The sequence below is a fragment of the bacterium genome, assembly GCA_035295165.1.
Taxonomy (GTDB): Bacteria; Sysuimicrobiota; Sysuimicrobiia; order Sysuimicrobiales; family Segetimicrobiaceae; genus JAJPIA01.
Genome location: DATGJN010000073.1, coordinates 62,460 through 81,946 on the forward strand (window position 1 = coordinate 62,460; position 19,487 = coordinate 81,946).

General features: G+C 71.0%; 18 protein-coding genes. 16 read left to right on the forward strand and 2 right to left on the reverse strand.

The window, feature by feature from the left end:
* The first annotated feature begins 47 nt into the window (after window positions 1–47).
* From VKZ50_11695 to VKZ50_11705, 3 genes are all read left to right on the forward strand, one after another.
* Complete coding sequence (locus tag VKZ50_11695) at window positions 48–896, forward strand: class I SAM-dependent methyltransferase (GenBank protein ID HLJ60383.1); 849 nt, start codon at window positions 48–50, stop codon at window positions 894–896.
* Between the two features lie 154 nt (window positions 897–1,050).
* On the forward strand, window positions 1,051–2,271 hold the full coding sequence (locus VKZ50_11700; GenBank protein HLJ60384.1) for a threonine synthase: 1,221 nt from the start codon (window positions 1,051–1,053) through the stop codon (window positions 2,269–2,271).
* Complete coding sequence (locus VKZ50_11705; protein HLJ60385.1) at window positions 2,268–3,683, forward strand: ATP-binding protein; 1,416 nt, start codon at window positions 2,268–2,270, stop codon at window positions 3,681–3,683. The genes VKZ50_11700 and VKZ50_11705 overlap by 4 nt, the downstream gene beginning before the upstream one ends.
* A gap of 20 nt (window positions 3,684–3,703) precedes the next feature.
* Here VKZ50_11705 and VKZ50_11710 read toward each other — a convergent pair whose 3' ends face one another.
* Both VKZ50_11710 and VKZ50_11715 read right to left on the reverse strand, forming a co-directional pair.
* Window positions 3,704–4,612, reverse strand: coding sequence for an AEC family transporter (locus VKZ50_11710; GenBank protein HLJ60386.1), 909 nt, complete (start codon window positions 4,610–4,612; stop codon window positions 3,704–3,706).
* A gap of 52 nt (window positions 4,613–4,664) precedes the next feature.
* Window positions 4,665–5,114, reverse strand: a complete 450-nt coding sequence (locus VKZ50_11715; protein HLJ60387.1) for a VOC family protein — start codon at window positions 5,112–5,114, stop codon at window positions 4,665–4,667.
* A gap of 269 nt (window positions 5,115–5,383) precedes the next feature.
* Here VKZ50_11715 and VKZ50_11720 point away from each other — a divergent pair, with 269 nt between their 5' ends.
* The 13 genes from VKZ50_11720 to VKZ50_11780 all read left to right on the forward strand — a co-directional run bounded on the left by VKZ50_11720 (window position 5,384) and on the right by VKZ50_11780 (window position 19,456).
* The gene (locus VKZ50_11720; GenBank protein ID HLJ60388.1) at window positions 5,384–5,779 is read left to right on the forward strand and encodes a cupin domain-containing protein; all 396 of its coding nucleotides are present in this window, start codon (window positions 5,384–5,386) and stop codon (window positions 5,777–5,779) included.
* Between the two features lie 132 nt (window positions 5,780–5,911).
* Window positions 5,912–6,904, forward strand: a complete 993-nt coding sequence (locus tag VKZ50_11725; GenBank protein ID HLJ60389.1) for an amidohydrolase family protein — start codon at window positions 5,912–5,914, stop codon at window positions 6,902–6,904.
* An 84-nt stretch (window positions 6,905–6,988) separates the two neighbouring features.
* A complete protein-coding gene (locus VKZ50_11730) occupies window positions 6,989–8,281 on the forward strand; it encodes an ABC transporter substrate-binding protein (GenBank protein HLJ60390.1) in 1,293 nt (430 codons plus the stop codon).
* Between the two features lie 78 nt (window positions 8,282–8,359).
* Complete coding sequence (locus VKZ50_11735) at window positions 8,360–9,217, forward strand: branched-chain amino acid ABC transporter permease (protein HLJ60391.1); 858 nt, start codon at window positions 8,360–8,362, stop codon at window positions 9,215–9,217.
* 2 nt (window positions 9,218–9,219) lie between these two features.
* Complete coding sequence (locus VKZ50_11740; protein HLJ60392.1) at window positions 9,220–10,239, forward strand: branched-chain amino acid ABC transporter permease; 1,020 nt, start codon at window positions 9,220–9,222, stop codon at window positions 10,237–10,239.
* Entirely contained in the window at window positions 10,236–10,988 is a 753-nt protein-coding gene (locus VKZ50_11745; GenBank protein ID HLJ60393.1) for an ABC transporter ATP-binding protein, read from the forward strand. The genes VKZ50_11740 and VKZ50_11745 overlap by 4 nt, the downstream gene beginning before the upstream one ends.
* 2 nt (window positions 10,989–10,990) lie before the next feature.
* Entirely contained in the window at window positions 10,991–11,689 is a 699-nt protein-coding gene (locus VKZ50_11750; protein ID HLJ60394.1) for an ABC transporter ATP-binding protein, read from the forward strand.
* Window positions 11,690–11,849: 160 nt separating this feature from the next.
* Window positions 11,850–13,088: an ABC transporter substrate-binding protein gene (locus VKZ50_11755; protein HLJ60395.1), complete on the forward strand. Its 1,239-nt coding sequence runs from the start codon at window positions 11,850–11,852 to the stop codon at window positions 13,086–13,088.
* A gap of 36 nt (window positions 13,089–13,124) precedes the next feature.
* Window positions 13,125–14,171, forward strand: a complete 1,047-nt coding sequence (locus VKZ50_11760) for a zinc-binding dehydrogenase (protein ID HLJ60396.1) — start codon at window positions 13,125–13,127, stop codon at window positions 14,169–14,171.
* Window positions 14,164–15,513: a dihydroorotase family protein gene (locus VKZ50_11765; protein HLJ60397.1), complete on the forward strand. Its 1,350-nt coding sequence runs from the start codon at window positions 14,164–14,166 to the stop codon at window positions 15,511–15,513. The genes VKZ50_11760 and VKZ50_11765 overlap by 8 nt, the downstream gene beginning before the upstream one ends.
* 66 nt (window positions 15,514–15,579) lie before the next feature.
* On the forward strand, window positions 15,580–16,146 hold the full coding sequence (locus VKZ50_11770) for a YSC84-related protein (GenBank protein ID HLJ60398.1): 567 nt from the start codon (window positions 15,580–15,582) through the stop codon (window positions 16,144–16,146).
* 185 nt (window positions 16,147–16,331) lie between these two features.
* Complete coding sequence (gene fdrA, locus VKZ50_11775; protein HLJ60399.1) at window positions 16,332–18,194, forward strand: acyl-CoA synthetase FdrA; 1,863 nt, start codon at window positions 16,332–16,334, stop codon at window positions 18,192–18,194.
* Window positions 18,195–18,505: 311 nt separating this feature from the next.
* The gene (locus VKZ50_11780; protein HLJ60400.1) at window positions 18,506–19,456 is read left to right on the forward strand and encodes a DUF1116 domain-containing protein; all 951 of its coding nucleotides are present in this window, start codon (window positions 18,506–18,508) and stop codon (window positions 19,454–19,456) included.
* Window positions 19,457–19,487: the final 31 nt, after the last annotated feature.

The following is a 19,487-nucleotide window of genomic DNA, read 5'->3' on the forward strand; positions in this document are numbered from 1 at the left end:
CGGGTGTCACTATAATAGGGAAACGAGGTCGCCGCGAGGGGGAAGTCGTGGAGGAGTTGCGCGCGTCTTCCGGGGCTGACGAGTTGGCAACCGAGGGCGATCGATTCGGGTTCTGGCGGTTTGCGAGACACCCGTTTTTCACCGACGTAAACCGCTGGCTGGTGCAACGCGTGGCCGAGCTCGGTCCCCGCATCGTCGACCTGGCGTGCGGTCCGGGCGCGATCACCGAGCTGATCCTGGCCAGCGTCAAGGAGCGGAGCCGCGTCCTCATCTACGCGGTGGATCCGTCGCTTGCCGAGCTGGACCGAGCGCGCCGCCGGATCGCCTCCGGGCTCGTGCGGTTCGTCCAGGGCGGCGCCGAGAACCTCAGCCGCCTCGTTCCACAAGTCGATGTCGTCATCTTCTGCAACGCCATCCACCTCGTGGCCGACAAGAGCCGGGCGCTGAGCGAGATCCGGCAGGTGTTGGGGCCCGGCGGCACGCTCGCGTTCAACACCACGTACTTCAAGGGCTGCTACGTGCCGGGCACGGAACGCTTCTGGCGGTACTGGGCGCTGCGGGCGGCGCAGTACCTGCGCGACCGGGGCATCCCGGTGCTCCGCACCGGCAAGACCCAGGCAATGGAGTGGTTTACGCCAGAGGAATACAGTGCGCTCGCGGCCGCGTCGGGCTTCGTCGGGGCGTCGTGGCATCTGCAGGAGGCCACGCTGTCGCCGGAGAGCCTCGAGGACATCGGCCAGTTCTCGATGTTCATCGAGGGCGCGCTGCCGGGCGTGCCGCTGGAGATCGGCGCCACGGCGTTGCGCGAGTCGGTCCGGATCGCCATGAACGACGTGCATCTCACGGACGGCATTCCGCGGTACTGGTTGCAGTTCATCGCGCAGGCGCCGGCCTGATCCCGGCGGTCGTCGCGCAGGTGCCGACACCCGTTCCGTCGGGGCGCTCGATGCCGGGTGCGGCCGGTCCGCTCGTGGCACCGGTGATCTACTGGTGACTAATCGACGGCCCGCGCCACAGGGCGCGGGCCGTTCTCCGTGGAGAGGGGATCCGATGGGCTACCTGCGTCATCTCGAGTGCACCGCCTGCGGCGCCACGTACAGCGCCGACGAGCTCCACACCGTGTGTGCCAAGTGCGGTAAAGTGCTGTATCCGCGGTACGACCTCGAGCGAGCCAGGTCGGGGGTATCCCGCGAGATCATCGCCGGGCGGGCGCCGACGATGTGGCGGTATCGCGAGTTGATGCCGGTCGACGATCCCGGCAACATCGTGACCCTCGGCGAGGGGATGACGCCGCTCCTCCCACTCCCGCGCGTCGCGGCGAAGCTGGGGCTCCGCCAGGTGTTCGTCAAGGACGAGGGGATGAACCCGACCGGGTCGTTCAAGGCGAGGGGGCTCTCCGCGGCCGTGAGCAAGGCGAAGGAGCTCGGGGCCCGGGCCGCGGCGCTGCCGTCGGCCGGCAACGCGGCGTCCGCGGCGGCGGCGTACTGTGCGCGGGCCGGCATGGATTGCTACATTGTGATGCCGGTCGACGCGCCGCACCCCAACAAGGCCGAGTGCGACGTGTACGGGGCGCACACGTATCTCATCCGCGGCCTGATCAACGACGCCGGCAAGGTCATCCGGGAAGGCAGTCAGGAGCACGGCTGGTTCGACATGTCGACGCTCAAGGAGCCCTACCGCGTCGAAGGCAAGAAGACGCTGGGATACGAGCTCGCCGAACAGCTCGGCTGGAGCCTCCCGGACGTGATCATCTACCCGACGGGCGGCGGCACGGGCATCGTGGGGATGTGGAAGGCGTTCGCCGAGATGGAAGCGCTCGGCTGGGTCGGCGCGCACCGGCCCCGGATGGTGATCGTGCAGGCCGCCGGCTGCGCACCGATGATCCGCGCCTACAAGGCCGGGACACCCCACGCCGACGTCTGGGAGAACGCGCAGACGATCGCCGCGGGGCTGCGCGTGCCGGTGGCGATCGGCGACTATCTCATCCTGCAGGCGGTCCGCGACAGCGGCGGCGACGCGTACACGGTCACCGACGAGGAGATCGTGGCGGACATGCGCGAGCTCGCGGCCGCGGACGGGCTCTTTGCGTGCCCCGAGGGCGCGGCCACGTACGGTGCGCTCAAGGCGATGGTCCGGGAGCAGAAGATCCAGCCGGACGAGCGCGTGGTGCTGTTCAACACCGGCGCCGGGCTCAAGTACGTGGACTTGCTCCGCCCCGAGCTCCCGATCGTGGACGCGGCACACCCGATCGCGGCCGCGCGCGCCAGGTGACCCGCCGCGCCCGCTCCGCGGGGCGCACTCGGGCGTCGTCCCGGTCCATCCCGCCCGCCGTGTGGGAGGACGTACGGCGGGCGGTCGCGGCGATCTCCGTGCTGCGGGATGTGCTGGATGACCCGGTGGGGCGGACGTGGCGCGAGGTCGTGGCCGCCGTGGCCGCCGCGTCGCCGGATCCGGCGATCGTTGCCGCGGCGCACGCGCGGCTGTTCTCGCTGATCGCACGGGAGGCCGAGTTTTCGGCCGATCCCATCGTTGGGGACGCGTGGCAGCACCATCTGCTCTCGCGCTTGCTCGATGTGGAGAACGCGTTCAGTCAAAAGGCGGAGCGGGCCGGGTGGGCCGCGATCGGTCCCGCCCTCGTCGCGCAGACGCGCGCGGATCTCGTCGTGCTCGAGCGGTGTCACCGGCTCAGCGGGACAGCGCTCGCCCGGGTGGTCTCGCGGATCGCGCGCGTCCCGGCGGCGTCTTGGGCCGAGTTCCGCCCGCTTGCCGCCGACGGCCGGGGCGCCCCCCGCCTGGCGATGATGCGGCGGTTCCACGCCGCGCGCGGATGGGACCGTCTTGCTCGGGAGCTCGCCGCGCACTTCGCCGAACACGGCGTGGGGTTGTTCGGGCGCTTCCGGGCGTTCCGATGGACGCGGGCCGACGGACGCGGCCGCCTCGAAGGCGTGTCGAACGTCGACCCGATCCGTCTTGACGATCTCGTCGGGTACGAGCTCGAGCGACACCCGGTCGTCGAGAACACCCGGCAGTTCGTCGCCGGCGCCCCCGCGAACAACGTCCTCCTCTACGGCGACCGCGGAACCGGCAAGTCCTCTACCGTCAAGGCCCTGCTCAACGAGTTCGGCGACCGCGGGCTCCGTGTGATCGAGGTCGCGAAGGATCACCTTCCGGACTACCCGGAGATTGTGACGGCGCTGCGGGGACGCCGCGAGCGGTTCGTGTTGTTTGTGGACGACCTCTCGTTCGAGGAGCACGAGACGCAGTACAAGGCCCTGAAGGCGGCGCTCGAGGGCAGCCTCGAGGCACGCGCCGAGAACGTGGTGTTGTACGCGACGAGCAACCGGCGTCACCTCGTGAGCGAGCGCTTCGTGGACCGCCAGCGGGCGTCGTTGGACGACGACGTGCATCCGGAAGACGCCGCCCAGGAGAAGCTCTCGCTCGCCGACCGGTTCGGCGTGCACGCGCCGTTTCTCATCCCCGATCAGGACCGGTATCTCGAGATCGTCGCCGGCTTGGCCGCGCGCTACGATCTCCGAGTCCCGGCCGGCGAGCTGCGGCGCCGGGCCCTCGTGTGGGCACAGTGGCACAACGGCCTGTCGTGCCGGACGGCGCGCCAGTTCGTCGACGCGCTGTGCGGCGAGGCGATGCTCGAGCGGGAGGCGCGCGGACGCGGCGGGCGATAGCGCCTGCGCCGCGTGCCTCGCTACCGCAGCAGCGCCAGCAGGACCGTGACCGTGAGCGGGCTCACGAGCGTCGTCACCACGACGATGCTGCTCACGAGCCCCGGGACCACCCCGAACTCCGACGCCCAGATCGCCGCGGTGATGGCGGTCGGGAGACTGGCCTGCAGGATGCTCGTCTGCCGCACGAGGCCGTCGAGCCCCATCAGCGGCGCGGTGGCCCACGCGAGCGCGGGCGCGACCGCCAGACGCGTGACGGTGGCGAACGCGACGCCCCGCCACTCACTGTCGAGCCGGGTCGCCGAGAGCTGAACGCCCACGAGGAGCAGCATCACCGCGATCGCGGCGTCGGCGAGCAGCTGCGCCGCCTTGAGAATCGGCACTGGCGGCGCGGCGCCGAGGAGATTGACGCCGAGACCCGCGACGGCGGCATAGGTCACCGGCAGACGGAGGAGGGCGCGCAGCGCCCGCCGGGCGTCCGCCCCCGCGTACGCCGCGAGAAACGCCGCCAGCACGCTCGACGCGACCGCCTGAACCGCGAAAAACCCGACGGCCGCGTCCAACCCCGCACGGCCCCACGCGAACAGGGCGAGGGGCAGTCCGGCGTTGCCCGCGTTGCTGAACATCGTCGCGAGCGACACGCCGACGGTGCGCGTCCGGTCCCAGCCGGCGACGCGCGCCGCAGCCAGCGTCGCGGCACCGAGCAGCGCGAATTGCAGCATGAGGTACGCGGTGATCCGGAGCAGCGTGACGTGCGCCACCGCGGAGGTCGCGAGCGCGTAGAACGTGAGCGCGGGGACGAGCACGGCGACGGAGAGCGATGTGAGCGGGGGCACGTCCACGACACGCGTGCGGCCGACCCCGTAGCCGACGGCGGCGACGAGCAGCACCGGGCCGATGACGCCCGTTAACACGGGGAGGAGGCCGGTCACGAGGACACCATCTACGGTCGCGACGCGGCCGTGTCCTTCCCGCAGCCGCGCGCTACGGTGCGGACCGGATCTGCTGCACCAGTTCGATGAGCGTGCCGCCGGTCGCTCCGGGGTCGAGAAACACGCTGAGCACGCTCCCGGCCTCACGGCGGGGTCGGCGGTCCAGGAACCGAACGCCCCGCGCGTCCAGCGCGGCGATCGCCTTGGGGAGATCTGCGACTTCGAGCGCAACGTGGTGTGCGCCTTCGCCTCGGCTCCGTAACGCCTCCGCCCACGGCGAGGCTCGACCGAGCGGTTCGATCAGCTCCAACCGCGTCTCGCCGACCTCCACGAACACAACCCGCGAGATGCCCGGGCGCTCCTCTACGGCGAGCGTCGCCAGCCCGAGCCCGCGCCGGTAGGCCTCCGCGGCCTGCGCCGCGTCGCGAACGACGACGCCGACGTGGTGGATGCGAAGCATGCCGGGGTCTGGAGCCGGATCGGGGACGGGTCGTGCGGGCACGGTGCACCTCCGGCGCGCGGATCTCCTGGGGCATGCCATTGGACCGCGTGCGCGCGACTCCTGCCGGCGCGCACGGAAGGAGAGGGAGGCGCCCAGGGTTGTCGAACAGCCGGGGCGGGGGCGCCGAGTGGCGCCGCGCAACCTCCAGTCGGCGCTTGTGCCGCCCGCCGCCGCGCGGTTCCGCGGGCACGCACGTCGACCTCGCGCGGCGCTCTTTCGAGATGCGCCCCACGGTGGATGAGCCCGAGGCGCGGGCGGGAGGATGGAGCATGCCGCAGGTCGCGATCGTGGATTCCGAGAAGATCGGCAAGGACGTCACGTACGAGCCCCCGCTTGTCATCGCGTTTGGCGTCGACAAGCACAGCGTCGGCGCGCACACCGTGACGATGGGCCGTACCCGCATCCCGCCGGCGGGCCGGAACCAAGCCCACTACCATTCCTGCGAAGCGTCGTTCTTCGTGCGCAAGGGCACCCTCAAGTTGTTCGTCGGCGAGGCGCGCGAGGAGCACACCGTCACCGAGAACCAGTTCGTGTACGTCGCGCCGGGCATGATCCACGGTCTCCAAAACATGAGCGAGACCGAGACCGCGGAGCTGATCTTTCGTACGGGAACTGCCCGAGCAAGGACGACGCCGGGACGGTGTTCGTCGAGAAGTCGTGGGTGACCGCGGGGGACGCCGCGCGCTGACCGACGCGACCCGGGCGAACGGTGGAGCGTGCGGTGACGCGACGGGGCCGCGTGGCGGCGTCGCACACCGCGCATCGCGGCGCGAGCAGTGCGATCGGAGGGGCGATGCATGATCGTTGACGTGCACAGCCACTTCTTCCCCGACCGATTCCTCAAGGTGCTTGCGCGGGAGGGTGCGACGCACGGCGCCCGCGTCGAGGAGCACCCGTCGGGCCGCATCGTCTGGAGCAGCCCGCGCCAGTCGGCGCGCGTTGGCCCGGTATTTTACGACGTCGCCGCGCGGCTCGAGGCGCTCGAGCGCTGGGGCATCGACGTACAGGCACTCTCGCTTTCGCCCCCGATGCTGTATTGGGCGCCGTCTGCGCTCGGCCGCGAGCTCGCCGCATCGTTCAACGACGAGCTCGTGGCGATCTGCCGCGCGCACCCGGACCGGTTCGTCGCGCTCGCGACGCTTCCGCTACAGGACGTAGAGGCGGCGGTGGCCGAGACCGAGCGCGCGGCGCGGGCGGGATGCCGGGGCGTCTATATCGGGACGAACGTGAACGGCCGCTACCTCGACGACGCCGCGTTTGCGCCGCTCTGGGAGGCCGCCGTGCGACTCGGCCTTCCGGTGTTCACGCACCCCGTGAACAACGCCGGGGAGGATCGGATGGTCGGGTGGCATCTCGCGAACTCCGTGGGCAACCCGGGTGAGACCGCACTCTGCGGCGCGCGGCTGATCATGGCGGGCGTGCTCGATCGGTTCCCGGACCTGCGGATCGTGTTGGCGCACGGCGGCGGCGGCCTCGCGTTCATCGCCGGCCGCCTGGATCACGCGTACGAGGTGCGGCCGGAATGCCGGACGGCGATCCCCCAGGCCCCGTCAGCGTACCTGCGGCGGCTGTACTTCGACACGATCACGTTCGACGATCGGGGGTTGCGTTTTCTGATCGACGCCGCCGGCGCGGACCGGGTGGCGCTCGGGACCGACTACGCGTACGACATGGCCGACCCGGACGTGCTGCCGCGGATCCGCCGGCTCGCGCTCCCGCCCGGCGATACGGAGGCGATCTGCAGCGGAACCGGCGCGCGGCTCCTTGGGGTGAACGCGGAGAGCGGGTGACGTTGGGGCACGCGGGTTCACGGAAGGTGCTGTCGGACCGACACCGAAGCGGCACGCGCGACAATCGGGACACGGAGGTGCGACATGCGGCGGTTGTTCGGCGGCTCGTGCCTTGTGCTCGCGTTACTTCTGGCGGGAGTGACCGTCAGGGTGGTCGCGCCTCGCGGCCTGCCGGCGGGCGGCGTGGCGGCGGCGAGTCCTTCGATCAAAATCGGCCTCTTGGCGCCGACCACAGGCGTCGCCGCCGCCCCGGGCCACGACATGATCAACGGCTGGAAGTTGTGGTGGGCGCAGCACGGCGACACGGTGGCCGGCGTGAAGATCGACACGACGTACTACGACACCTCGTCGAATCCCAACACCGCGTTGACGCAGGCACGGCGGGCGGTCGAACAGGACGGCGTGCAACTCCTGATCGGGCCGTACCTGGCGAACGAAGGATTGGCTGTTGCCCCGTACGCCGAGCAGCACAAGGTCCCGCTGTTCCTGCCGACCGTGTCGGCCGATGATCTGACACAGCGCAAGGCCAGCCCGTACGTGACGAAGGTGGCGGGTTGGTCGTCCAGCCAGACGACCCATCCCGCGGGGGGATGGGCGTACGACAAGGGCTACCGCACCGCCGCGACGCTTGGAAACGCGTACGCGTTCGCGTACGAGAGCGTCGGCGGGTTCGTGCAGACGTTCACCGAGAAAGGCGGCCGCGTCGAAAAGCAGCTCTGGACGCCGCTCGGGACGACGGACTTCAGTCCCTACCTCTCCCAGATCCAGGCGCAGCACCCCGACGTCGTCTTCGTCTGCGTGGTCGGGGCCGACGCGGTGCACTTCCTGCAGCAGTGGAGTTCGTTCGGGCTGAAAGGCAAGGTGCCGCTTGTCGTGCAGGAAACCGTGACCGATCAATCGAGCATCCGCACGCTCCAACCCGAGCAGGTGCTCGGGATCATCGCGTTCTCCCACTACGCCGAAGGCCGCGACGACCCGGCGACGCAGCGATTCGTGTCGGACTACGCAGCGGCGAATCACGTGTTGCCTTCCTACATGGCCGCGGGATTTTATACGGCCGCGCAATGGATTCAGACCGGGCTCCAGACGGTCCACGGGGACGTGGCGGATCAGGCGAAGTTCCTCGCCGCGGTGCGGTCGGTCGCGCTCAGCGACTCGCCATTCGGGCCGCAACGGCTGGATCCGTACGGCGCCCCGGTCGAGAACGTCTACGTGCGCGAGGTCCAGCGGGTGCCCGACCGGTACGCGGCCTACGCCAAGACGTGGAACGTCGTGATCCAGACGTACCCCGCCGTGTCGCAGTTCTGGACGTACAAGCCCGCGCAGTACCTGGCGCAGCCCGTATACTCGAACACGTTTCAGGGGATCGTCAAGTAGCCGCCGCGTCGTGAGATCGGCGCGGCGCCCCGGCGCCGACGCGGGCCGCGACCGGGCGACCCCTCCCGGTGCCGAGCGATGACATTCTACGCGCAGAACCTGCTGGGCGGGTTGGCGTACGGGAGCCTGCTGTTCCTCATCGCGTCCGGGTTCACGCTGATCTTCGGCCTGATGCGCGTCGTCAACATCGCGCAGACGTCGTTCTTTCTGGTCGGGGTGTACACCGGGCTCACGCTCCTTCGGGCCCACGTCCCGTTCTGGCTCGCGGTCCCGCTGGCCGGCGCCACGGTCACCGTGATCGGCCTGTTCATCTATCGGGTGTTTCTGCACCGGTACCACGCGGACGAGCTGGTCGCGCTGTTGCTCACGCTCGGGTTCGCCTTGATGCTGGACGACGGTGCGCTGGCGCTGTGGGGCGGGAACCCGGAGTCCGTGCCCGCGCCCGGCGCGCTCGCGGCATCGCTGCAGCTGGGTGCGCTCGTGTTTCCGTCGTACTGGCTGGCGCTGATCGGGATCAGCCTGTTGATCGCCGCGGCGCTCCGGACGATGGAGCGCCGCACGATGCTGGGCGCGATCATCCGGGCCGGCGTGGACGACGAGGAGATGGCCCGGGGCCTCGGGATCGACGTGGACCGCGCGTTCTACGTCGTGTTCGCCATCGGGGCGTTCCTGGCGGGCGCCGGGGGCCTGCTGGGCGGACCGATCACCGGCGCGTATCCCGGCCTGGACGGCGACCTGCTCCCGCTCGCGTTCGCCGTGATCATCATCGGCGGTATCGGCAGCTTGGAGGGCGCATACGTCGGCAGTCTGATCATCGGACTCGTGAGCACCTTCGGCAAGGCGCTGTTCCCGGAACTCTCCTACTTCACGATCTTCGTGCCCGTGGCCGCGATCATGTCGCTGCGCCCTCAGGGGCTGCTGGGGAGAAGGCGCTAGCCGTGCCGCGCGCGGCGGTGGCGGCGACGGTGGTGGCGGCGGGCGCGCTCGCGGCGCTCGTGCCATCGCTCGGGCTGCCGCAGTACTATGTCTCGCTGCTGACCCAGACGTGGATCTTCGGCATCGCCGCGATGAGCCTCGACCTGTTGGTCGGGTTCACGGGGCTGGTCAGCTTCAGCCAGGCCGCGTTTTTCGGCACGGCCGCCTACATCGTCGGGATCGCGCAGACGCAGTACCACCTCGCGGCGTTCTGGCCCGCGCTGGGGCTGGCGGTGCTGGGCGCCGCGGGCCTCGCGGCCGTCTTCGGACTCTTGGCGCTCCGGGGGGAAGGCGTGAGCTTCATCATCATCACGCTCGCGCTCAACGAGATCGTCTGGGGGCTTGCGTATCAGTGGGTGTCCGTGAGCGGGGGCGACAACGGGATCACCGGGTTCGTCCGCCCGGTGGTGGCCGGCGTGGATCTCACGGGCACCGCGCCGTTCTACCGATTCTGCCTCGTCGTCCTCCTCGTCTGCTTCGGCCTGCTCGTCGCGATCGTGCGCTCGCCGTTCGGATTAGTGCTCCAGGGCCTGCGGGAACGGCCGCGCCGGATGGCCGCGCTCGGGTACAACGTGCGGATGTTCCGGTACGCGGCGTTTGTGCTCGCCGCCGCGTTCGCCGGCGTCGCCGGCGTGCTGTTCGCGTACTACAACGAGTTCGTCGGTCCCGTCAATCTCAGCCTCGACACGACCGTGCAGATCCTGATCATGGTGATCCTGGGCGGCGCCGGCACGCTCGTCGGGCCCCTCGCCGGCGCCGCGGTCGTCGTGTTCGTCAGCAACGCTCTCAGCAACCTCACGCAGCGTTGGGAGCTGATCCTCGGCGCGGTGTACGTGGCCATCTTGCTATACGCGCGCGACGGGTTGGTCGGTATCGGCCGCCGGCTGTGGCGGGCTGCGAGCGGTCGTGACCTGGGACGTCCCGGCGCCGCGTCCGCGATCCGACCCGCGGTGTCGCCCGGCGATGCGGAGCGCGAGCCGTGACGACGGACGCGTGCCTGGACGTCCGGGGCGTGTCGGTGCGCTTCGGGAGCCTGCAGGCGCTCGACGACGTGTCGCTCACGGTGCGCCCCGGGGAGCGGCGGGGGATCATCGGCCCGAACGGCGCCGGAAAGTCCACGCTCTTCAATGCGATCGCGGGCGAGGTCATGCCAAACGCCGGGACCGTCCTGTTGCAGGGGCGGGACATCACGCGCCTACCGCCGCACCGGCGGGCCCAGTTGGGCGTCGCCCGCACGTTTCAGACGACGATGCTGTGCCCGCGGCTCCGCGTCATCGACAACGTCATCTTGTCGCTCATCGCGCTGCGCCCTGAGCGGTACCAGTGCCTGCGACCGGTCGGCCGGTACGCAGCGCTCCGGGACCACGCGCTCCGGCTGCTCGCGCACGTCGGCCTCGACGGGCGGGCCGAGTGGCCGGTGCGCATGCTCGGCCACGGCGAGCAGCGGCAGGTCGAGATCCTGCTCGCACTCGCCCAACGCCCGACGCTGCTGCTGCTCGACGAGCCCACCGCCGGGCTCGCGCCGGGCGACGCGTCGCTGATCACCACGATGCTGCGCGAGTACCCGCGCGACGTGACGATCGTGCTCATCGAGCACGACATGGACGTCGTGTTCGACATCGTGGAACACATCACCGTCCTGCACCACGGCCGCGTCGTCGCCGACGGCGCGCCGGCGGCGATTCGCGCCCACGAGATGGTCCAGGAGATCTACTTCGGAGGCGTGTTGTGACGATGGCGCCGCTGCTCGACGTCGCCGACGTGCACACGTACTACGGCGACAACCACGTGCTGCACGGCGTCTCGCTGAGCGCGCGGGCCGGCGAGGTGACGGGGATGCTCGGGCGAAACGGCATGGGCAAGACGACCTTGATCCGCTCCGTGATCGGGTTTACGCCGCCGCGTCGCGGCACGGTGATGTTCCGCAGCGAGGAGATCCGCGGGCTGCCGAGTCACGAGATCGCGCGGCGCGGCATCGGACTCGTGCCGCAGGGACGGCGCATCTTCCCGTCGCTCACGGTGGAAGAACAGCTCCGCGTCGTCGCCCGCCCCGGAGGCCGGTGGACGCTCGACGCCGTGTACGAACTGTTCCCCCGATTGCAGGCGAGGCGACATCACCTCGGCGGGCAGTTGTCCGGCGGCGAACAGCAGATGCTGGCGATCGGGCGCGCGCTTATGACCAACCCCGCGTTGCTCTTGATGGACGAGCCGTCGGAGGGGCTGGCGCCGCTGATCGTCCGCGGGCTGCGGGACGCGATCGTGCAGCTCAAGGCGATGGGGCTGGCGGTCCTGCTGGTCGAGCAAAATCTGCCGCTCGCGCTCGCGGTGTCGGACTCCTGCTACATTCTCAGCCGAGGGCGCGTCGTGCACCACGGGCCCGCGTCGGAACTCGCCCGGGACGAGTCGACCCGACGGCGGCACCTCGGCGTCTGACTGGCGGCGGGGGAGGAACGGATCGGAGGAGCGGCGAACCCGGCCCGCTGGACGCGCCGCGGCTCGTCGCGCCTCCGCGCGGTGCGGAAGGGGGAGGCGCCCCGATCTGGTCCCGGTCCCGACGGTACGCCCCACGATGCACCCATGTGAGGTGATGCCCGTGAGATGGCTCGTCTCGCTCGCGTTGTTGGTGCTGCTCGCCGCGTCTGGCACGGCCTGGTCGGCGCCGGGAAACATGGGGACGCTCAGGGTCGGCCTGCTCATCCCGGAGACCGGCTATCTCGCCGCGCCCGGCCGGTTCATGCGCGAGGGCTTCCAGCTCTATCTCGGACAGCACGGCAACAAGCTCGGCGGCCGCGAGGTGCAGGTCTTCACCGGCGACGAGGCGGGGAACCCGTCGATCGGGCTCACTCAGACGCGGCGGCTTGTCGAGCAAGACCGCGTGGACCTGCTGTTCGGGCCGCTCAACGCGGCCGTCGGCTCGGCGCTGGCGCCGTACATCACCGAGCACAAGATCCCGGCGATCTACCCGATCGTGTCGGCGGACGATCTGACCCAGCGCAAGATCAGCCCCTACATCGTCCGCACCGGGTGGACGAGCAGCGAGACCACGCAGCCGCTCGGCGACTACGCGTACAAGACGCTGCACGATCGCAAGGCGGCCACGATCGCGTACGATTTCGAGTTTGGCTGGCAGAGTGTCGGCGGGTTCGTGCAGACGTTCCAGGGCGACGGCGGGAAGGTCACGAAGCAGACGTGGACCCCGCAGACCACGACCGATTTTTCGCCGTACCTGTCGCAGATCCCGCGGGACGTCGACGTCGTGTTCTGCAGCTTCTCCGGGTCGACGGCGATCAATTTCTTCCAGCAGTACCGTTCGTTCGGCCTCAAGATGCCGCTCGTGTGCCAGGGCAACGCGACGGACGAGAGCACGCTCGCCGCGACGGGACCGTCCGCGATCGGCGTCGTCACCGCGTTGCAATACAGCGCCGCGCTCGAGACGCCGGCGAACCAGGCGTTCGTCGCCGCGTATCAGAAGGCGTACGGGCACGTCCCCTCGTACTACGGCGACGGCACGTACGTCGGCGCGATGTTTCTCGACCGCGGCCTGCAGGCCGTCCACGGGGATATCTCCGATCCGCTTGCGTTCGCGAAGGCACTGCGCGGCCTCACGATCGCCGACGCGCCCCGCGGACCGGTCTCGCTCGATTCCTATGGGAACCCGATCGAGAACGTGTACATCCGCCGGGTGGCGCAGGTGAACGGCGCCCTCGCCAACACCGTGCTCTACACGTACCCTCACGTCTCGCAGTTCTGGACGTACGCCCCGGCGCAGTTTCTCGCGCACCCGGTGTACTCTCGGACCTATCCGCCGTGCAACGCGTGCGGAGGGAAATAGCGGCGCGGCGCGGCGGCGGCAGGCGGCGGTGGGCTGATGCGCGCGATGGTCATCGAGCGGTATGGTGCCCCGCTCGCGTTGCGCGACATTCCGTCGCCCACGCCGGGACCCGGGGAGGTGCTCGTCCGCGTGCTGGGCTGCGGCGTCTGCCGGACCGACCTGAAGATCGCCTCCGGCGCGATGCCGTTCTCGGCGACGCTGCCGCTGCCCCACGTGCCGGGCCACGAGATCTCCGGGGAGATCGCCGCCTTGGGGCCGGGTGCGCGGGCCTGCGTCGGCGATCGCGTCGTCGTGTTCAACTACTGGGCGTGCGGGCGATGCGCGCATTGTCAGGCCGGCGCGGAGACGCTCTGTGAGCGGCTGCGCGGGTGGGTGGGGTTCACGGGCCCGGGCGGCTTTCAGGAGTATCTCGCAGTACCCGACGACTGCGTGCTGCCGCTGCCCGACGTCGTGCGGCCGGAGCACGGCGGCCCGCTGTCCTGCGCGCTCGGGACCGCGTACCATGCGGTGGTCTCGCGCGGCGGCGTGCGGGCCGGGGAAGCGGTCGCGGTCGTGGGCGCGGGCGGCGTGGGGCTTCACATCGTGCAGGTGGCCCGCGCGGCCGGCGCCGCGGTGTTCGCGGTCGACGTCCAACCTCACCGGCTCGAGGCGGCGCGCGCGGCCGGCGCAGACGCGGCGTTCCTCACCGGCGGCGACGCCGTGGCCGCGGTGCGGCGCGCGACCGGAGGGCGCGGTGCGGACCTGGTGCTCGATACCGTCGGGCACCGCGATACCGTGCTGGCCGCGGCCGAGCTGGCTCGGGCCGGGGGACGGATCGTGCTCATCGGGTACACCGGACACCCCGAGGAGTATCCGCCGCTGCCGACGCAGCGCGTGGTGTTGGGCCAGCTCACCCTGATCGGCTCGCGCTACGTGACGCGCCTCGAGTTGCGCCGGGCGTTGGACCTCGTCGCGCGCGGCCTGGTGCGCCCTGTGATCTCGGGCGAGGTGCCGCTCGAGCAGGCGAACGAGGCGCTCGCCATGGTCCGCGACGACCGGACGACCGGCCGGGTCGTCGTCCGCGTGGGGGGCGTGCGTGCTTGACCTGACGATCCGCGGGACGGTGCTCGTGACGCCCCGGGGCCGGTTTGCCGCGGACCTGCACATTAAGGACGGGAAGATCGTCGCGCTCGGAGCGCTCGACGCGCCGGGCGCACGCGTCGTCGACGCGGGCGGGTTGCTCGCGCTGCCGGGGGTCGTCGATAGCCACGTGCACTTCATGGACCCGGGCGACGTGACGCGGGAGGACTTCGTGACGGGCAGCGCAGCCGCCGCTGCCGGCGGGGTCACGACGGTCATCGAGCACACCCACGGGGCGCCGGTGCGCGACGCCGGCGAGCTCCGGCGCAAGGTCGATCACCTCCGGCAGCGCTCCCTGGTGGACTTTGCGCTCGGCGCGCACGTGTGGCCGGACCGCTTGCCGGCGCTCCCGGACCTCTGGGCGGCGGGCGCCGCGTACCTGAAGGTGTTCACGTGCGAGACCCACGGCGTCCCGGCCCTGCTCGCGGGCGATCTGCTGCGCTGTTTTCAGGACGGCGCGCGGTGGGGAGGAACGTTCCTGGTGCACTGCGAGGACGACGCGATCACGCGCGAGCGCGAGGCGGCGCTGCGACGCGCCGGGCGCACCGACCACGGCGTCGTGCCCGAGTGGCGGTGTCGGGAGGCCGAGGCCGTCGCCGCGTGCGAGGTTGCGCTTCTTGCCCGGCTGACGGGCGCCCGCGTGGTCGTCGCGCACACCAGCCACGCCCCGGTCGTCGATCTGATCGCGCGCGAGCGCGCCGTGGGAGCGCGCCTGTGGGTAGAGAGCTGCCCGCAGTATTTCTACCTGTTCGAAGACGAGGTACGCGAGCACGGCCCGTTCCGGAAGTTCACGCCTCCGGCCCGCCTGCGTGACGGCGCCGACGCCGACCAGATGTGGCGGCGGCTCGCATCCGGCGCGATTACCCACCTCAGCACCGATCACGCGCCGTCGACCCGCGCGCAGAAGCTCGAGGGCGACATCTGGACATGTCACTTCGGACTGCCCGGTGTGGAGACGACCCTAACGATGCTGTTGCACGCCGTCTCCGAGGGCAAGATCACACTGGAGCGGCTGGTGGACGTTCTCTGCGCGCAACCGGCTCGGCTGTACGGTCTCTACCCCCGCAAGGGCACGCTCGAGCCCGGCGCCGACGCCGACGTGACGTTGGTGGATCCGGCGCGGCGGCGGACGCTCGCGGACGGTCAAGTGATCAGCAAAGCGGGGTGGACGCCGTACGCCGGGACCGAGGTGGTCGGCGCGCCCGTCATGACCTTCGTCCGCGGCCGCCTCGTTGCCAGGGATGGCTGCCCCGAGGGCGAAGCGGGATGGGGGCGCTGGCTGGCCGGGCCGGGTGCCGGCGCCTGAGGGTGGTTAGGGTGTCCGTGGACGCGGGTACCTGATAGCCAGAACGACTTCGAGGGGAGGGGCATCGTGACGCACGCACGGAAGGTCGGCAGGTATGTGGCCGCGGCGGTCTGCGCCGTATTGCTCGGGAGCCTGGCGCTCCCTAGCCCGTCCGAGGCCAAGACGGCGGCGGAGATCGACGCGAGCGTGGATGCGGCGCTCGCGCGCTTCGAAAAGCAGGTGAAGGGAGCCCACCAGTTTCTCCGCAACGCCAAGGGCGTCCTCGTCTTCGCGAACGTGATCCAGGCAGGCATCGGGGTCGGCGGGCAGTACGGCGAAGGTGCCCTGCGGATCGGCGGCAGGACCACCGCGTACTACAGCATCGCATCCGCGTCCGTGGGGTTCCAGCTCGGCGCGCAGACGAAGGATATCATCCTGGTGTTCTTGGACAGCGCGGCCCTCAGAAACTTCCAGACCAAAGAGGGCTGGCAGGTGGGCGTGGACGGGTCGGTCGTGCTGGTGAACGTGGGAGCCGCCGCCGACATCAACACGATGAAGCTCAATCAGCCGATCGTGGGGTTCGTCGTCGGCCAGAAGGGTTTGATGTACAACCTCTCGCTCCAAGGTTCGAAGATCACGAAGCTGCACAAGTAGGTCCGCCGGTTCCGCCAGACGACCCGAGACGAGGCCCCGCGGGAGCATCCCGCGGGGCCTCGAGCGGCCTCGGGAACGGGCGGCGCGACACGGGTGCGCCGAGGGGCCTGCGCATGGAATCCGTGCGCCGACGCCGAAGACACGTCATCGATGACACAGCAACTCGAGCACCGCCCGAGGCACGCGTGGCCCGGGACGTACGGGCGGGTTCGCACCTGATGGTTGTACGGAGCGCGGTCAAGCGCAGCGCCTACTACGACTCCGTGACGCTGATGCAGGCCCAGCAGGCCCTGCGGGCGTTGCCCGGCGTGGAAGAAGCGGGGGTCGTGATGGGCACCGAGGCCAACGTCGCGCTGTTGCGGCAAGCCGGCCTCGTCATCGAAGACGCCTCCGCGAAGGCCGACGACCTGATCGTGGCGGTGCGCGCGGACACTGAGGCTCACGCCCGCGGTGCGCTCGACGCGCTGGACGGGATCCTCTCGCGGCGCCCCGCCGCCACGCCCCCCGATGCGGCGTATCGCCCGCGGACCGTGGCCGCCGCCGCCCGTATGCTGTCCGGCGCCAACGTGGCGCTCGTGTCGGTGCCGGGGCGGTTCGCCGCCGCCGCGGCCCGCGAGGCGCTGCGGGCCGGCCTTCACGTCATGCTCTTTAGCGACAACGTCCCGCTCGACGAGGAGATCCGGCTGAAACGGGACGCGGCGCGCGGGGGGCGTCTCGTGATGGGGCCGGATTGCGGGACGGCGCTGATCGGCGGCGCCGCGCTCGGGTTCGCCAACCGCGTCCGGCGAGGGCCGGTGGGCATCGTGAGCGCCTCCGGGACCGGTCTGCAAGAGGTCGCCACCATCACCCACCGCCGCGGCGGCGGTGTGTCGCATGCGCTCGGCACCGGCGGCCGTGATCTCGCCGCCGCCGTTGGGGCGGCCACGACGCGCCGGGCGCTTGTGGTGCTGGGGCGTGATCCCGCGACGGCGGTCATCGTGCTCGTCTCCAAACCGCCGGACCCCGAGGTCGCCGACCGGGTGCTGGAAGACGCCGCCGGCATCGGGAAACCGGTCGTGGTGGCCTTCGTGGGCGCGTCGCCGCAATCTTCGGCCGGAGGGCTCTATTGGGCGGCCACGCTCGAGGACGCGGCGATGCTCGCCGCGCGCCTCGCCGGCGGCGCGCCTCGCGATCCGAACGACGAGGGGGCGGCATGGCGGCCAGCCGTCGAACGCCGGGCCGCGGCCGAGATCGACCGGTTGGCTCCGTCGCAACAGTATCTCCGAGGGCTCTACAGTGGAGGAACCCTGTGCGCCGAATGCGTCGCGGTGCTGCAGGGAGCACTGCGGCCGCTGTTCACGAACGCCCCCGTGGGCGCCGCGCGGCACATCGACGGCGTTGGACCCAGCCGCGCGCACACCGTGCTGGACTTGGGAGACGATCTTTTCACGGTCGGCCGCCTGCACCCGATGCTCGATCCGACGCTCCGCGCTCAGCGGATCGCCCAGGAGGCGGCCGATCCGGAGACGGCCGTGATTCTTCTCGACGTGGTGCTGGGAGAAGGGGTGCACGCCGATCCCGCTGGCGCGCTTGCGCCCGCGATCGCGGCTGCGCGCGCCGGCGCGGCCGGCGCCGGTCGCCACCTCGCGGTCGTGGCGTCCGTGTGCGGCACCGACGAGGATCCCCAATCTCGGGTGGAGCAAGTCAGGCGCCTCGCGGCGGCCGGCGTGCTCGTTGAGGACAGCAACGTCCGCGCCGTCGCGCTCGCGGGGATGATCGCCGGTCGCGACCCGGCACTCCCGCTGCCCCCGCTGCGCTCGGACGCCGCCGTTCGGGACGACGCCGACGGCGAAAGCGGTCCCGCGGTGGCCGAACCGCACGGCACCGACGGGCGCGATCCGCATCCCGAGGACGCGCTCCTGGCGGGACCGCCGCGCGTGGTCAACGTCGGATTGGAGATCTTCGCGAAGAGCCTCCGCGCCCAGGGAGTGGCGGTGCTGGAGCTCGACTGGCGCCCTCCGGCCGGCGGTGATCGCGACATGATCGCGCTGCTGGAGCGCCTCGAATGAGCGGGCCGGGCCCGAGTGCCGGCCGCGTGGATCAGGCAAACGCGGAGGCGATCCGGCGCGTGCTCGGTGCGACCCCCGTGCTCGTGGGGATCAGACGGGCGCAGGACGTGGTCCCCGGCATGGCGGACGACCTGCTCCTGCACGCCGGCCCGCCGATCGCGTGGGACCGCATGTCCGGGCCGGTCAGGGGCGCCGTCATCGGCGCGCTGCTGTACGAGCGTCGCGCGGCGAGCGAGGCCGAGGCGGTGCGGCTTGTCGAGTCCGGGCGGGTCCGGTTCGAGCCCTGTCACCACCACGCGGCGGTCGGTCCGATGGCCGGGATCGTCTCCTCGTCGATGCCCGTCTACGTTGTAGAGAACGCCGCGGGGCGCACCCGAGCGTACTCCACGCTCAACGAGGGGTACGGCACGGTGCTCCGCTACGGGGCGTACGGCACCGATGTGCTGGCGCGTCTCCGGTGGCTGGAGGAGACGCTCGCCCCGGTGCTCGATCGCGCGCTCGAGTTCTCGGGCGGGCTGGATCTGCGAACGCTCATCGCACAGGCGCTGCAGATGGGAGACGAGGGTCACAATCGGAACAAAGCCGCATCGGCGCTCCTGGGCCGCCAACTCGCGCCGCACATCGTGCGCAGCGGCGCCCCCGCCGATGCCCAGCACGAGGTGTTCCGGTATCTCGCCGAGACCGATCTCGCGGCCCTCAACCCGATCATGGCCGCGTGCAAGGCGACGATGGACGCGGCCCACGGCGTCCCCGGGAGCACCCTCGTCACGGCGATGGCCCGCAACGGCACGGAGTTCGGGATCCGCGTGAGCGGGCTCGGCGAGCGGTGGTTTACGGGGCCCGCGGAGGTGCCCCGCGGACTGTACTTCCCCGGGTTCTCGGCGGACGACGCGAACCCCGATGTCGGCGATTCCACGATCACCGAGACGGCGGGCATCGGCGCGTTTGCGATGGCGGCCGCGCCCGCGATCGTCAGCTTCGTCAGCGGGACCGCGCGCGACGCGCTGCAGTCCACGCTCGAGATGTACGAAATCACGCTGGCGGAAAACCCCGCGTTCGGGATCCCCGCGCTCGACTTCCGCGGCACGCCGACGGGGATCGACATCCGTAAGGTCGTCCGCACCGGCATTCTTCCGCGGGTCAACACCGGAATCGCCCACCGGGAGGTCGGGATCGGGCAGATCGGGGCCGGGCTCGTGCGCCCGCCCCGCGTCTGTTTCGAGCGCGCGCTGCAGGCGATGGCGGAGACGATCGAGCGATAGCCGCGTGGCCGGGCGCGCCCGCGGGTCGGGC